The sequence below is a fragment of the Microbulbifer thermotolerans genome (assembly GCF_001617625.1).
GTDB lineage: Bacteria > Pseudomonadota > Gammaproteobacteria > Pseudomonadales > Cellvibrionaceae > Microbulbifer > Microbulbifer thermotolerans.
Window position 1 is genome coordinate 3,492,504 of sequence record NZ_CP014864.1, and the last position, 14,465, is coordinate 3,506,968.

The window sequence follows — 14,465 nt, forward strand, 5'->3', positions numbered from 1 at the left end:
GGAAATAGGACGGACATTTCGAAAACACACGAGTACTTTCCTGTAGCTCCGACGGATACATCCCTGTATCCATTGGAGATAAAGGACCGTACTTGTAGGATCGCCCCCGGGATTAGAGAATCTGAGCCTAACAATGAAAAAAATTACAACAATGAACGCTCTTAAATATTTAACTTTTGCTGCATTAATCTCCGCCTGCACCTCATCCTCATTGAAAACGAATACCGTTGTATCCGGCGACTTTCAGGATGGCAGCACTGACGGTCGGCCCGCCAGTATTCCTCACCCTTTCAATGATCACAACAATAACCACAACGCCTATGGAACGCTAAACGGTAGCGGCAATGTGGAACGGACCCTGCTCAGCTACGACACTTTGATGAACGGCTCCGATCCCGGTTCGCGCATCGACTTATCCGGCTACGCACTTCCGCCCGAAGCCGCCCATCCGCAACACCTTTTTGCTGGCAGACTGACACTTCACGGGGAAGCCAGCGGTGGAGGTTTTTTCGAGCAGGTGGACACCTACAACTACACCGACAACAGCGACAGTCCGCGCAAACATTTACCGGAATTCGATTTTCAGTTTGTGCAGACTGGCAGCCATATTTTCCCACTGCAACGCGGCTCTATTCCCAGCGCCCACCCAGACTGGGAATATGTGCTGGCACCGGGTAGGGTTTGGCGGGAAAACGGTGACAAGGGTTACACGCGCGTATCGATTCCCTTTGCCCTGCAGGAACGCAACGCCAACTGTGTGCACAACGGCGTAATGTCTTTTCTGTTCAAGGAAAATGGCGCGATTTCCAAGGTGGCCTATCAAATCAGCAGTGAAACCTGCCTCTATTTCAAAGCGGACTGGTGGGGGCTGCTTAGTGCCACATACACACCGCAGGACATTGCCGATAAAGCCCGGCTGATCCGCGAGTACCAGGAGGAAATCGCTGCGCGTCTGCCGGTGAAACCACTTTCCACACTGGCAGACGATTATCCAGGTATCAATACCAGCGCCTTTGCAGCGCCAAATGATACAGATCCCACTCATGTAAGCACCGCCGGCTTTGTGATTGACGGTATCCACTATCGCGCTGACTGCACCACTCGCCGTGGCGACTACCCTTTCTGCGAATCCTTGGTCGTCCCCTCCTACTCCGCCGCCAAATCACTGGTCGCTGGCGTCGCCATGATGCGACTGGAGTACTTGTATCCCGGTGTACGTAACAGCCTTGTAGGCAGCTATGTGCCCGACTGTGACAAGAACGGCAACTGGAATGATGTGACACTGGATAACTTGCTGGACATGGCCTCCGGCAATTACAGCAGCAGCACTTACATGCAGGATGAAGACGCGAAACACACGGATTATTTTTTTCTACCGGAAACCCACGCCAACAAGATCCACTACAGTTGTACCCGCTATTCACGCAAGGCGCCACCCGGCACCCAGTGGGTCTACCACACATCGGATACCTATATCGCCGGCACCTTGATGAACGCCTATTTGCGCAGTCGGCGCGGCAGTGATGCGGACCTGTTCACGGATATTATCGTCGAGGATCTGTGGAAACCCATCGGCGTAAGTGCCACCGGCCGCTACACGCGCCGCACCTACGATTCGGTGCGACAGCCTTTCACCGGTTGGGGACTGATCTGGCTGCCGGACGACATCGTCAAAATTGCCAGTTTTATCGGTATCGACAGGGGAAAAATCAATGGAGAGCAGGTGCTGGACGCAAACCAACTGGATGCGGCGTTGCAGCGCTCGGCAACTGATACAGGTACAGTGCCCATGGCGAACTATCGCTACAACAATGGATTTTGGGCACACAATGTGGCGGGGAAGCTGAGCAGTTGCAGCGGCGATCTGTGGATTCCCTTCCTATCCGGATTCGGCGGCATTACCGTGGTACTGCTGCCCAATAACAGTATCTACTACTATTTCAGCGATAACGACACCTACTATTGGCTGGAAGCAGTGCAGGAGGCACACAAGATACGCAGCCTGTGCCAATAGGCTGATTGATATTTCCGCACCGCCGGATACGGCCTGTATCCGACGGCGCCGGAAGGTCCTTTTCATCTATCCACAACTCAGCCAGCCGCAAGGTCTCTCCGGGCCTTCCGAGCGAATTAATCGGAATTGCCTTCTGCTATTTTCGTGCTCTCCTCACGGTAAGGGCTGTGCAGCGCCACGGGGCGCGCTTGCTGCCGCTTGCGCAGACGCAGGTTGAGCATTTCCACCGCCACCGAAAAGGCCATGGCAAAGTAGATATACCCCTTGGGCACATGTACATCGAAGCCTTCCACAATCAGAGTTAAACCAACCATGATCAGAAAAGACAACGCCAGCATCTTCACCGTCGGATGCCGGTCGACAAAATCGCCGATAGATTTAGCCGCTACCAGCATCACTATCACCGCCAGCACAATGGCCACCGCCATAATGGAGATCTCGTCCACCAAGCCCACTGCGGTAATCACCGAATCCAGTGAGAAAACGATATCCAGAATCGCAATCTGCACCAGTACCATACCAAAACCGGCGGTAGCCACCTCACCACCGCCGCCATCGACACCTTCCAAGCTGTTGTGAATTTCGTGGGTAGCCTTGGCCAACAAGAAGAGGCCGCCCCCAATCAGAATCAGATCCCGTCCAGAGATCTCCTGCCCTAACACAGTAAACCAGGGCTCCACCAATCCCATCACCCAAACAATGGAAAACAAAAGGAGTAAGCGTGTGACCATGGCCAGGGTCAAGCCGATATAACGCGCCGGCTCGCGCTGCTTTTCCGGCAGGCGGCCGACGAGGATGGAAATAAAGATAATATTGTCAATGCCGAGAACTATCTCAAGCGCCGCCAGTGTCACCAGCGCAATCCAGGCCTCGGGGTTAGCCACCCATTCAAACATAGGAAATTTCCTTTTTTTACAAAGGGAGTTTATTTGAAGAGGCTATTTTATTCCCTCACGCGCTTCCCTGCAGCCCGAGTGATTTTTGTTTGGCGAACTCTGATTCATTCGCTTCCCGGCTGTAGAGTGGCTTTGCCTCAAGATAAGGAATTCAGGTGATGGGAGCGACATTCCGAAACCGTTCGGTACAGTGACAATGGCCCATTTTCGGCGGCCCCTCACCACTCTCAGTCTGACAAGTAATACTCTACCGTCGATACCACACGCACTTTTTTAATGTGAGGGTTGTTTTTATCCCTGTCCCGAATACTGAACTGGCCCTGGGAGGCACGCTTGATCTTGCCGAGGACACTGTCCGAGTCCTCGGCAAACTTCTGCGCGACCAACCGTGCTTCGAGAGTGGCCTGCTCAACCATCTCCGGTTTGATATCGTTCAGACCGGTATAGATGTACTCGATCTGCCCCTGGTAATTGCCCTGGGAAAAGGCGATCCCCTCCTTGCCGAGGTCCGCGAGTTTTTGCATGGCCTCGCGTACCTTGTCCACCTGATCCGAGTAAACAGTGACCGTCTGCAGTGCGGAATAGCGGAACTCCGCTCGCTGTCCGCCGTACTGCTGGGCCAGCTTATCAGTGATGGCCGGCAGAGATACGGTGACCTCATCCGGATCAATCCCCTGATCGTTCAGAAATCGTTCGATGCGCGCACTGCTGGCGGCAATATTCTGGTAGAGGGAAGGTAAATCGTTACTCGCCGCCGTGAACTGGATGGGCCAAATCACAATATCCGCCGGCACCTCCCGCTCCGCCAAACCTTTAACGGTAACAGTGCGCTCGTAACTCTTGAACTTTTCCACAGCGTTGCCGAAAAGGAAACCGAGGGCGGCGAATCCCAATAGTACGCCAACACCGAGCAGCAGTGCAGGCACAGTATTTCGTGTATTCATTTTTGTTCTCCGAAATTGTACAAATCCTTGGAGGAGCGCAGAGTCAAAGGCGCCTTAGGGAACCTCTGATTAAATCACTTTCTGGTGGCAGAAATTCTTCAGGGACGGATATGAAGCTCAGGTGATAGGACGGATATTTCGAAACCGTCGGATACAGGGATGTATCCGTCGGAGCTACAGGGAAGTACTCGTGCGTTTTCGAAATATCCGTCCTATTGCCTGAGCGCCCCGGAAGCTACCATAGTGTTCACGCGAATTAATCAGAGGTTCCTTGGCCAGAAGGCTCCTGAGCCAGTGCATCGTAACCGCGGCCGCGAAATTCCAACAGGCAAAAACCGTGGCCGAAGGGATCAGACAGTGTGGCAATCGCCCCCCAGCTGTTTACCCGGATTTCTCCTTCCAGTTTTGCGCCGGCAGCCACCGCCCGGTCAACGGCGGCTTCCACATCGTCTACCACCATGTCCAGGTGCACCGGTGTCCAGTGGCGCCGGTAATTCCTCCGCTGGCCCTCGCTGGCTTGGGAGCCAGGCGCCTTCGCCAAAAGATAGAGGGGCGCGTTGCCGCCGAGCATCTCCATTCCAGAAGCTCCGAAACTGCGCCCCGGGCGCAGACCGAAGGCGCTCTGATAAAAATCAATGGCACGGGGCAGGTCATCAACATCGATATTAATCAGAAACTCCATGGTGTTCTCCTTTCAAGCGTGCACTGCGATTCGCAGCGGGTCCATAATCCTCACTAGAGTATCGGGGTTCGCAAACGCCAGCCAATCTACGCCATAAAAAAGGCCGCTGCCGCGGCCTTTGTAAGTAACAGTACAATTAACCCAAATCGATCCAGGTGGACTTCAACTCGCAGTATTTATCCAGCGCATGCAAAGACTTGTCGCGGCCATTGCCGGACTGCTTGAAGCCACCGAAAGGCACGGTGATATCACCGCCGAAATAGTTGTTCACCCATACGGAGCCGGCGCGGAGACCGCGGGCCATGCGGTGCGCACGGCCGAGATTGTGAGTCCAGACACCGGCGGCCAGGCCGTAAATGGAGTCATTGGCGATGCGCAGCGCCTCCGCCTCTGTCTCGAACTCGATCACTGACAACACCGGGCCGAAAATTTCCTCGCGCGCGATGGTCATATCGCCACTGACACCGCGGAAGATGGTCGGTTGATAGTAGTAACCACCGGCCACCACATCCGCCGGCTTGCCGCCGCACACCAGCTGCGCCCCCTGTTCCAGACCTTTGGCCACGTAGAACTCAACGGTATCGAACTGGCTCTGATCAATCAGGGCCCCCATCACCGTGTTGGGGTCCTGTGGATGGCCCGGTTGGAAACGCTCCGCGGCTGCGGCCACCTTGCGGATAAATTCGTCGGCGATGGACTTTTCCACCAGCAGACGCGAGCCTGCGGTGCAGGTCTCGCCCTGGTTGTAGAAGATCGCCAGAGCGGCGGCCTCGGCGGCCTTGTCCAGGTCCGCGTCGGCGAAAACAATATTGGGACTCTTGCCCCCCAGCTCTAGAAATGTGCGTTTCAGGTTGGACTGGCCGGCATACTCCGTCAGGGTTTTGCCCACGGCGGTGGAGCCGGTGAAGGTGAGGCAGTCGATGTCCATGTGCAGGCCCAGGGCTTTGCCGAGGGTGGAACCGGGGCCCGGCAGAACGTTCAACACACCGTCCGGCAGACCCGCCTCCTTGGCCAGCCCCGCCAGCTTGATCGCCGTCAGCGGCGTATTGGAAGCGGGTTTTAAGATCACACTGTTGCCGGTGGCGAGCGCCGGCCCCAGCTTCCAGGCGGTGGTGGAGAGAGGAAAGTTCCAGGGCACTATGGCCGCAACCACCCCCAGAGGCATGCGCTGCACCAGGGCCAGTTCGTCCGGTCCGGTGGGCGCCACTTCGTCGTAAATCTTGTCGATGGCCTCACCACTCCAGCGGATTGTGGTGATCGCACCGGGGACATCTACGTTTACCGTGTCGCTGATCGGCTTGCCCGCATCCAGGCTTTCCAACAGCGCGATTTCGATTTTGTCCCGCTCGATCAGCTCGGCAAAACGCACCAGGATCTTTTTGCGCTCCATGGGCGGCATTGCAGACCAGACCCCAGACTCGAAAGTACGGCGGGCAACCTCCACCGCGACTTTGGCGTCTTCGGGACCGCAGCTGGCCACCTGTGCCAGTTCACTGCCATCCGCCGGGTTGACGGTCGGCCGGGTCCGGCCGCCGAGGGCATCCACATATTCGCCATTGATAAACGCGCGGCTTTCAATTTCCAAAGCGGCGGCCAGAGCCTGCCACTCCTGCAGGGTTTGGGGGATCGGTTGTTGCGCTGCCATGGCACACCTCTTGTCAGACCTGAATCATTGTTCGGCTTATACCAAAATGTGATCACAAATCAAAGCATATCAGTAACCCCACAAATGGGAGCCCCTGCAGGCCGCTCAATCCACTCGGGTTTCCACCCGCAACCAGTCGTCCTCCAGCTGCATCGCAATGCGGTCACCACTCTGCAGTTCGCCCACACCGGCCGGTGTGCCGGTGAGCACCACATCGCCGGGCATCAACGTGAAATAAGCGCTGATATAGGCCACCAGCTCGGGAATGGGTGTCAGCATCAGCGCCGTCTCTCCGCGTTGGCGCAGTTCGCCGTTCAACCACAGGGAATAGGTGAGGTCACCCCAGTCTGGAATAGAGCCCAATTTCACGAAAGGCGACAGAGGACAGGCGCCGTCGAAGCCCTTGGCCTTTTCCCAGGGATGGCCGTCTTTTTTCAGCTGGGACTGCAGCTGGCGCAAAGTGAGGTCCAGCGCCAGCCCCAAACCGGCGATGGCGGCCGGCACTTCCGAGGGAGTGGCTCCCGTGAGCCGCTCGCCGATCAGCAGTGCCAACTCCCCCTCAAAGTGACAGCTGCCCCGCCCCGCGGGGAGGCGAATCGGCTCGGCCATGGGCACCGCTGCGGTGGCCGGCTTAATAAACAGCAGCGGCTCCTCTGGAACCGGGTTGCCGAGCTCGGCGGCGTGGGCGGCATAATTACGGCCCACACAGACGATCTTGCGCGGACTGAGCGGCATTTGAGTGCCGCAGGTGTAATGGTGTCTGTACATCATAAAATTAGATAGTTGTGATAGGCATTTCGAATAAAGCGCTCCAGGGCGCTTGTGGTATGATCGCGCCTTCGCCGGGCCCCCGGCAGTCGAAAATTTTACCGCTTGTTCCCTCGCCATCAGTCAAGAGAGTGTATATGACTCCACAAACTTCTTTGCAAAAAGACAAGATTCGCATTTTGCTGCTTGAGGGCGTACATCAGTCCGCCGTCGATCTGCTTGCGTCCCGTGGCTATACCAATGTGGAGTACCTCAAGACCTCGCTGCCGGAAGACCAGCTGATTGAGAAAATATCCAATGTCCACTTTATCGGCATTCGTTCCCGCACCCAGCTGACCCGCAAGGTTCTGGAAAGTGCGCGCAAACTGGTCGCCATCGGCTGTTTCTGCATCGGCACCAACCAGGTGGATCTCAAGGCGGCCACAGAGCTGGGCATCGCCGTTTTCAATGCGCCCTACTCCAACACCCGCAGTGTGGCGGAATTGATTATTGCCGAAACCATATTGACTCTGCGCGGTATCCCGGCCAAAAACACCGCCTGCCACCGCGGCGGCTGGATGAAATCCGCCGCCGGTGCCTTCGAAGCCCGCGGCAAGACCCTGGGCATTATCGGCTACGGCGCCATCGGCTCTCAGGTTTCGGTGCTAGCGGAAGCCCTGGGCATGCGCGTGATCTTCTACGATGTGGTCACCAAATTGCCGCTGGGCAACGCAGTACAAATCAGTTCGCTGGATGAACTGCTGGGCGAGGCGGACGTTGTGTCTCTGCACGTACCGGAACTGCCTTCCACCAAGATGATGATGGGGCCCAAGCAAATCGCCCGCATGAAGCCCGGTGCGATATTGCTAAACGCCTCCCGCGGCACCGTGGTGGACATAGAGGCCCTTGCGGAAGCGCTGAAGAGTGGCCACCTGGCCGGTGCGGCCATCGACGTATTTCCGGTGGAGCCGCGCAGCAATGACGACGAGTTCGTATCGCCGCTGCGCGGAATCGATAATGCCCTGCTCACACCCCACATCGGTGGTTCCACCATGGAAGCGCAGGAAAATATCGGCATAGAAGTGGCGGAGAAGCTGGCCTACTACTCCGACAATGGCACCACCACCAGTTCAGTCAACTTCCCGGAAGTGGCGCTGCCGGGTCATGTGGGCGCGCATCGCCTGCTGCACATCCACCGCAATGTTCCCGGAGTGCTCAGCGCCATCAACCAGGTGTTCTCGGAGAACAACATCAATATCTCTGCGCAGTTCCTGCAGACCAACGAAACCCTCGGTTACGTGGTAATCGATGTGGACGCGGAATACTCAGATCTGGCGCTGGAGAAGCTGAAAAATATTCCCGGCACGCTGCGCTGCCGCGTACTCTTCTAAGACGCCTAGGCAAAACGCACTTCGGGAAACAAAACGGCTCCGGTGGGGAAGCTCCGATGCATTCGCACGGGTTCCTCATCCGGAGCCGGCGTTTTTTGAGCACCCAGTGAGTGCACGGGACCTTCTGCTGCGCTCTCAAGGAGGATTGATGGTGACGTCCGCTCCCTCCTAAAATAGCGCCTCTTCGCTCCGGCGGCGCCGCCGCCCTTCCATAATCAGGTGTACCTCTTTGCGTAATCACGACTCCGCCGCAACCGGCTTGCTCGCCGGCGTTGCCGCCTTCCTTATCTGGGGGCTGGCGCCGCTGTACTTCAATCTATTAGACGGGATTCCCGCTGTGGAAATTCTCGCCCATCGCAGCATCTGGTCACTGGTGCTGGCCGTGGGGGTTCTCGTCCTGATCGGCCGCCTCTCCGATGTCTCCGCAACCCTGCGCGACGGCAAGAAAATGCGCATTCTGGCCCTGTCCACCCTCTTGATCGGTAGCAACTGGCTGGTGTTTATCTGGGCCATCACCAACGCCCATCTGCTGGATGCCAGCCTCGGCTATTACATCAATCCGATTGTTAACGTCCTACTCGGCGTGCTGATTCTTGGGGAAAGGCTGCGGCGCCTGCAGTGGCTGGCCGTTGTGCTGGCGGTGATAGGTATCGCTCACGAGCTTTGGCAATTTGGCAGGGTGCCAGTGGTGGCTCTACTGCTGGCATTGTCATTCGGCTTTTACGGTTTGGTGCGCAAGCGCGCACCGGTGGACAGCCTGACCGGCCTCACCATAGAGACCCTGTATATGTTGCTGCCAGCCTTGGCTTACCTTTTGTGGTCCGACAGCCCCAGCAGCAACTTGCTCGCCAACGACTGGCGGACCAACGGCCTCTTGCTACTGGCCGGCCCCATTACTCTGACGCCGCTGCTGTTGTTCAATATCGCCGCGCGTCGGCTGAATCTTTCCACCCTCGGCTTTCTGCAGTACCTGGGGCCAACCCTGATGCTGCTGCTCGCAACGCTGGTGTTCCACGAGCCCTTTGGCGAAGGCAAGGTGATTACCTTCGCCTGCGTGTGGTCGGGGCTGCTGCTCTATACTGCGGACGCCCTGGCACAACGCCGGAAGATGCGGCAGCAGAAAAAGGCGTTGGTCTGATTCACCGACGCGGCTGCCCCGCCCCGTTAGCGATTAAGCCAGTCGTCCAGCGCCTTGAGAATCTGGTGCCGATAGGGCTGGGTCTCGTTAATCATTTGATGGCGGGCACCGCGTATAATCACGCGGCGGCTATTGGGGAAGCGGTCGCGTATTGCGCGCATGTTGTAGCGCCAGGACACTGTCTCATCGCCGGTGCCTTGCACCACCAGAATGGGCTTGGGATTTTTCGCCGTGGCGGGAAAGGTCTTCAGCCAGTCCACCATGGCACCGAGCCAGCGCATGGAGATCACCCGCGACTGCAAGGGGTCCCGATGTGCCTGACGGCGCGCGAACTCGGCGTCGTGAGTGTTGATATTGAAACCCCGGTCGGGCGCCACCAGGAAAAAGCGGCCCAGGTAGTACATCCACTTGCGCACATGCCAGCGCGCCGGGCGCACCAGTGGCGCCAGCAGAAAAATTTTATCGAATGGCTGCCAGCGGCTGTACTGCAGGTATGCCAGCAGCGCAGCGCCACCGGTACTCTGCCCCATGGCGTGCCAGGGGCCGGATAATTTATCCCGGGCTTTTTGCAGTAACACCTGCAAAACCTGACGGTATTGCAGAAAGGTGTCTATCGCCACGGGCTCCCCACTGGACAGGCCGTGACCGGGAAAATCGAAGATCACCACGTTCAAATCGCGCTCGAGCCCAAAGCGCACCGCCGGGCCGTAGACTCCGGTGTGGTCGAAATACCCGTGGCAGATAAAAAGGGTTCCGCGGGGCTTTTCCACCAGCCAGTACTGGGCCACCAGCTCGAACCCCGCGGCCGCAAAGGTGCCAACACCGGTCCTGGACGCCTGCGGAAAGTGCAGATTATAGAAATTGCGGTACTCCTGCAGTGCCGGCAGCAGGGGGCCTTCATCGGCACTGCTGAAGTCCAGCTCCGGCAACTGATCGCGCAGGGCCGAGTAGTCCGGGCGCCGAATGACCGGGCTGTGTTCAACGGTGGTGATATCTTGCAGAAGATCCATTGACGCAATGGTACTGCATTTTGCAAGGCGGCAGGGAGGAAGCAGGGGTGGCGGCCACCCCTGCGGCAAACGCCCGCGGCGTTCTACTTGATCTGCGGTTCCAGTTCGCCGGATTCGTAGCGCTGACTCATCGCCTCCAGGCTGACCGGGCGAATCTTGCTGGCATTACCGGCGGTGCCAAACGCCTCGTAGCGGGCCACGCAAATTTCCTTCATCGCCTTGACGCTCTCCTTGAGGAATTTGCGCGGGTCGAACTCCGAAGGGTTCTGAGCCAGGAAGCGGCGCACCGCGCCAGTGGAGGCGAGGCGCAGGTCGGTGTCGATGTTGACCTTGCGCACGCCGTGCTTGATGCCCTCGCAAATTTGCTCCACCGGCACACCGTAGGTTTCCGGAATTTCTCCACCGAAATCGTTGATGACCTTCAGCCATTCTTGTGGCACTGAGGAAGAACCGTGCATCACCAAGTGGGTGTCGGGGATGCGTGCGTGGATTTCCTTGATGCGGTCGATAGCGAGGATATCCCCAGTGGGCGGACGGGTAAATTTATAGGCGCCGTGGCTGGTACCGCAGGCGATGGCCAGAGCATCCACCTTGGTCTTCTGGACAAAATCCGCGGCCTCTTCCGGATCGGTCAGCAATTGCTCATGGGACAGTTTGCCCTCTGCGCCGACACCGTCCTCTTCGCCGGCCATACCGGTTTCCAGGGAGCCCAAGCAGCCCAGCTCGCCTTCGACGGATACACCGCAGGCGTGAGCCATCTCCACCGCGCGGCGGGTGACGTCCACATTGTATTCATAGGAGGCTGGTGTCTTGCCGTCCTCCAGCAGGGAACCGTCCATCATCACCGAACTGAAACCCAGCTGGATAGAGCGCTGGCACACGGCCGGACTGGTGCCGTGATCCTGGTGCATCACCACCGGGATATGCGGGAATTCCTCAATCGCGGCGAGCACCAGGTGCCGCAGGAACGGGGCACCAGCGTATTTGCGCGCACCGGCGGAAGCCTGCACGATCACCGGGGAGTCCGTCTGCTGCGCGGACTCCATGATCGCGCGCATCTGTTCCATGTTATTGACATTGAACGCGGGCACGCCGTAGCCGTGTTCGGCGGCGTGGTCCAGCAACTGGCGCAAGCTGATTAGGGCCATGGAATCTTCCTTTCTCGTCGTCTGTAGGTATTGAAATAATTATTTTTTAGTCGCTAAAGCGCTTTTAGTGAATTCGCTCCCGGGGCCAGAAGATACCTCGCCCCGGGAGGGGGTATTCAGATGATTGAATTGGCCAATTACTAATCGGCGGCGCGGCTTTCGAGTACTGCCACGGCCGGTAGTTTTTTACCTTCCACATATTCCAGGAAGGCGCCGCCGCCGGTGGATATATAGGAGACTTTGTCCGCAATACCGTATTTGTCCACCGCGGCCAGGGTGTCGCCGCCGCCGGCGATGGAGAAAGCATCGCTATCGGCGATGGCCTGAGCCAGGCGCTCGGTACCGCCGCCAAACTGATCGAACTCAAACACCCCCACCGGGCCGTTCCAGATAATGGTTTTGGCCTCTTTCAAAATCTCATCCAGCTTGTCGGAAGACTGCGGGCCTATATCGAAAATCATATCGTCTTCAGCCACATCGGCGGCGGACTTGGTCTCGGCGGCGGCGGATTCGCTGAACTCCTTGCCGGTCACCACATCCTCCGGCAGCGGAATATCGCACTTGTCCATCAGAGCCTTGGCGGTGTCCACCAAGTCGTGTTCACACAGAGATTTGCCCACTGGCTTGCCGCTGGCGGCGAGGAAGGTATTGGCGATGCCCCCGCCCACAATCAGCTGGTCCACCTTGTCGGCCAGGCTCTCCAGCACTGTCAGTTTAGTGGAGACCTTGGAGCCGCCGACGATGGCCACCATGGGGCGCGCCGGATTTGCCAGCGCCTTTTCCAAAGCATCGAGCTCGGCAGCCAGCAGCGGGCCAGCACAGGCGACGGGCGCGAATTTGGCCACACCGTGGGTGGATGCCTGAGCGCGGTGGGCGGTTCCGAAAGCGTCCATCACGAAGATGTCGCACAGACTGGCGTAGGCTTTGGCCAGGGCCTCGTCGTCTTTCTTTTCACCGGGGTTAAAGCGCACGTTTTCCAGCAACGCCACTTCGCCATCCGCCAATTCGACGCTGTTCCGCCACTCCTTGACCAGCTTCACTTCGCGGCCGAGCAGTGTACTCAAGTGGTCAGCCACTGGCCGCATGGAAAACGCCTCGTCATACTCGCCCTCAGTGGGTCGCCCCAGGTGGGACATCAACAGCACCTTGGCACCGGCATTGATGGCGGCCTCAATGGTGGGCAGTGCCGCTCGGATACGGGTGTCGGATGTGACCGCTCCATCCTTGATTGGAACGTTGAGATCTTCACGGATCAATAGGCGCTTGCCCGCCAAATCCAGATCCTTCATCAATTTAACCGCCATTCGCCAATCCCCTTGCTGTGACTGTGAGTAACTGAAAAGTGGGCGCGGATTATAAGCCGATGCGCGCTTACCGCCCACCGGCGCCGAGTATACCAAGCCCCTGTGTAGTTGAATTACGACCAGCCACAAGCGGCGGACTGATGACTTTGCCATAGCGTCCGCGCATCGGCGTAATACAATGGGCACTGTGGAACGCGTCCCGGTAAAGAAGAGGTGTGTATGTCAAAGCGGCACAAGGTCGAGTTTCCCGGCAGCAACGGCGCCCGCCTGGCGGGCATACTGGAAATGCCGGAAGGGCGCGAACCGCGGGCCTATGCACTCTTCGCCCACTGCTTCACTTGTGGTAAAGACGTGCTCTCCGCCTCGCGCGTCGCGCGCCGCTTGGCGGATCTCGGCATCGCGGTACTGCGCTTCGACTTCACAGGCCTGGGCGAAAGCCAAGGCAGTTTCGCCGATACCAATTTTTCTTCCAATGTAGAAGACCTGCTATGCGCCGCGGGCTTTCTGCGCAAGGTCCACCGGCCGGTGGACCTGTTGATCGGCCACAGCCTCGGCGGCGCCGCGGTACTAGCCGCCGCGGGGGATATCCCGGAAGCCAGGGCCATTGTCACCATCGCCGCGCCAGCAAGCCCGGATCACGTGGTCAAGCAGTTCGCCTGCACCCTGGACACTATCCGCCACCAGGGTCAAGCCGAGGTGGAACTGGCCGGGCGTCCCTTTGTCATCAAAAAACAATTTCTCGATGATCTGGACAAACACAAGGCAGACTATATCGGCGATCTCGGCCGGCCTTTGCTGATCTATCACTCGCCTGTGGACAGAACGGTGTCCATCGATGAGGCAGCGGAAATCTACAACCGTGCCAGGCACCCAAAGAGCTTTATCAGCCTGGACCGGGCCGACCACCTGCTGACCCGGCGCGCGGACGCGGACTACCTGGCCAACACTTTGGCCGCCTGGGCCGAGCCCTATCTGTCCGGGAAACGGGGTTAAATCCACCCACATCCGCGCGCCCAGGAGGACCGCGCAGCGAATTGCACAATGGCAGCGGCAAAAAAAGTCCTTGCGCCCGTCCCCCCCGCCGCTAGAATCCGCGCGGCATAACCCTACAAAAACCATGCGTAATCATCACAGGGAGTATCCGCAATGGACCCAGCCGATAGCGATATCGTTTTTCAAAGCTACGGACGATGCTGCAACAACGAACAGTTTTTTGTCGACTTCTACGACTTCTTTATGAGCAGCTCCGAAGAAGTCCGCGCTATGTTCACTGAAACCGACATGAAACAGCAGCGCCACTTGCTGCGCAACGGCATTATGCAGCTGGTGCTGCACGCCCGCGGCCTGCCCGACACCAAGCTGCGCGCTCTCGGCGAGAGTCACTCCCGCAGGGGTTACAATGTTCGCCCGGACTTCTATCACCTGTGGCTGGAAGCGCTGATGAAAACACTGCGCCGGCACGACCCGGAGTTCTCCGACACCGTTGAATCCGCCTGGCGCAGAGCGATTCAACCGGGCATCGAGATCATTCGCGGAGCCTACTGAG

The 14,465-nt window shown here is 58.1% G+C and carries 13 protein-coding genes; 5 read left to right on the plus strand and 8 right to left on the minus strand.

Features of this window, described 5'->3' with window-relative positions:
- Window positions 1–151: 151 nt before the first annotated feature.
- Complete coding sequence (locus A3224_RS14395; RefSeq protein WP_231902403.1) at window positions 152–2,014, plus strand: serine hydrolase; 1,863 nt, start codon at window positions 152–154, stop codon at window positions 2,012–2,014.
- 116 nt (window positions 2,015–2,130) lie between these two features.
- Here A3224_RS14395 and A3224_RS14400 read toward each other — a convergent pair whose 3' ends face one another.
- From A3224_RS14400 to A3224_RS14420, 5 genes are all read right to left on the minus strand, one after another.
- Window positions 2,131–2,910, minus strand: coding sequence for a TerC family protein (locus tag A3224_RS14400; RefSeq protein ID WP_067156146.1), 780 nt, complete (start codon window positions 2,908–2,910; stop codon window positions 2,131–2,133).
- Window positions 2,911–3,137: 227 nt separating this feature from the next.
- Window positions 3,138–3,854 (minus strand): SIMPL domain-containing protein, encoded by a 717-nt coding sequence (locus A3224_RS14405; RefSeq protein WP_067156149.1) that lies wholly within the window; start codon window positions 3,852–3,854, stop codon window positions 3,138–3,140.
- Window positions 3,855–4,110: 256 nt separating this feature from the next.
- Window positions 4,111–4,536 carry a VOC family protein gene (locus A3224_RS14410; RefSeq protein ID WP_067156152.1) on the minus strand — a complete coding sequence of 142 codons (426 nt, stop codon included), beginning with the start codon at window positions 4,534–4,536 and terminating at the stop codon, window positions 4,111–4,113.
- Window positions 4,537–4,672: 136 nt separating this feature from the next.
- A complete protein-coding gene (locus tag A3224_RS14415) occupies window positions 4,673–6,181 on the minus strand; it encodes an aldehyde dehydrogenase (RefSeq protein ID WP_067156156.1) in 1,509 nt (502 codons plus the stop codon).
- 105 nt (window positions 6,182–6,286) lie between these two features.
- Window positions 6,287–6,916, minus strand: coding sequence for a fumarylacetoacetate hydrolase family protein (locus A3224_RS14420; protein ID WP_231902404.1), 630 nt, complete (start codon window positions 6,914–6,916; stop codon window positions 6,287–6,289).
- Between the two features lie 170 nt (window positions 6,917–7,086).
- Between A3224_RS14420 and serA the strand changes: the two genes are divergently transcribed.
- Entirely contained in the window at window positions 7,087–8,319 is a 1,233-nt protein-coding gene (gene serA, locus A3224_RS14425; RefSeq protein ID WP_067156161.1) for a phosphoglycerate dehydrogenase, read from the plus strand.
- A 229-nt stretch (window positions 8,320–8,548) separates the two neighbouring features.
- Window positions 8,549–9,457, plus strand: coding sequence for an EamA family transporter RarD (gene rarD, locus A3224_RS14430; RefSeq protein ID WP_067156164.1), 909 nt, complete (start codon window positions 8,549–8,551; stop codon window positions 9,455–9,457).
- Between the two features lie 26 nt (window positions 9,458–9,483).
- Here rarD and A3224_RS14435 read toward each other — a convergent pair whose 3' ends face one another.
- The 3 genes from A3224_RS14435 to A3224_RS14445 all read right to left on the minus strand — a co-directional run bounded on the left by A3224_RS14435 (window position 9,484) and on the right by A3224_RS14445 (window position 12,919).
- Entirely contained in the window at window positions 9,484–10,467 is a 984-nt protein-coding gene (locus A3224_RS14435; protein ID WP_067156168.1) for an alpha/beta hydrolase, read from the minus strand.
- An 83-nt stretch (window positions 10,468–10,550) separates the two neighbouring features.
- The gene (gene fba / locus A3224_RS14440; protein ID WP_067156172.1) at window positions 10,551–11,615 is read right to left on the minus strand and encodes a class II fructose-bisphosphate aldolase; all 1,065 of its coding nucleotides are present in this window, start codon (window positions 11,613–11,615) and stop codon (window positions 10,551–10,553) included.
- A 140-nt stretch (window positions 11,616–11,755) separates the two neighbouring features.
- Window positions 11,756–12,919 (minus strand): phosphoglycerate kinase, encoded by a 1,164-nt coding sequence (locus A3224_RS14445; RefSeq protein ID WP_067156175.1) that lies wholly within the window; start codon window positions 12,917–12,919, stop codon window positions 11,756–11,758.
- Window positions 12,920–13,138: 219 nt separating this feature from the next.
- Here A3224_RS14445 and A3224_RS14450 point away from each other — a divergent pair, with 219 nt between their 5' ends.
- Together A3224_RS14450 and A3224_RS14455 are read left to right on the plus strand one after the other, a co-directional pair.
- Window positions 13,139–13,912, plus strand: a complete 774-nt coding sequence (locus A3224_RS14450; protein WP_067156178.1) for an alpha/beta hydrolase family protein — start codon at window positions 13,139–13,141, stop codon at window positions 13,910–13,912.
- Window positions 13,913–14,065: 153 nt separating this feature from the next.
- Complete coding sequence (locus A3224_RS14455; RefSeq protein ID WP_067156181.1) at window positions 14,066–14,464, plus strand: globin; 399 nt, start codon at window positions 14,066–14,068, stop codon at window positions 14,462–14,464.
- Window position 14,465 lies beyond the last annotated feature (1 nt).

Bases quoted from the DNA above. Each gene is read 5' to 3' on its own strand.
- A3224_RS14395 (WP_231902403.1), top strand. From the start codon at position 152: ATGAACGCTCTTAAATATTTAACTTTTGCTGCATTAATCTCCGCCTGC.
- A3224_RS14400 (WP_067156146.1), bottom strand. From the start codon at position 2,910: ATGTTTGAATGGGTGGCTAACCCCGAGGCCTGGATTGCGCTGGTGACA.
- A3224_RS14405 (WP_067156149.1), bottom strand. From the start codon at position 3,854: ATGAATACACGAAATACTGTGCCTGCACTGCTGCTCGGTGTTGGCGTA.
- A3224_RS14410 (WP_067156152.1), bottom strand. From the start codon at position 4,536: ATGGAGTTTCTGATTAATATCGATGTTGATGACCTGCCCCGTGCCATT.
- A3224_RS14415 (WP_067156156.1), bottom strand. From the start codon at position 6,181: ATGGCAGCGCAACAACCGATCCCCCAAACCCTGCAGGAGTGGCAGGCT.
- A3224_RS14420 (WP_231902404.1), bottom strand. From the start codon at position 6,916: ATGCCGCTCAGTCCGCGCAAGATCGTCTGTGTGGGCCGTAATTATGCC.
- serA (WP_067156161.1), top strand. From the start codon at position 7,087: ATGACTCCACAAACTTCTTTGCAAAAAGACAAGATTCGCATTTTGCTG.
- A3224_RS14435 (WP_067156168.1), bottom strand. From the start codon at position 10,467: ATGGATCTTCTGCAAGATATCACCACCGTTGAACACAGCCCGGTCATT.
- fba (WP_067156172.1), bottom strand. From the start codon at position 11,615: ATGGCCCTAATCAGCTTGCGCCAGTTGCTGGACCACGCCGCCGAACAC.
- A3224_RS14445 (WP_067156175.1), bottom strand. From the start codon at position 12,919: ATGGCGGTTAAATTGATGAAGGATCTGGATTTGGCGGGCAAGCGCCTA.
- A3224_RS14450 (WP_067156178.1), top strand. From the start codon at position 13,139: ATGTCAAAGCGGCACAAGGTCGAGTTTCCCGGCAGCAACGGCGCCCGC.
- A3224_RS14455 (WP_067156181.1), top strand. From the start codon at position 14,066: ATGGACCCAGCCGATAGCGATATCGTTTTTCAAAGCTACGGACGATGC.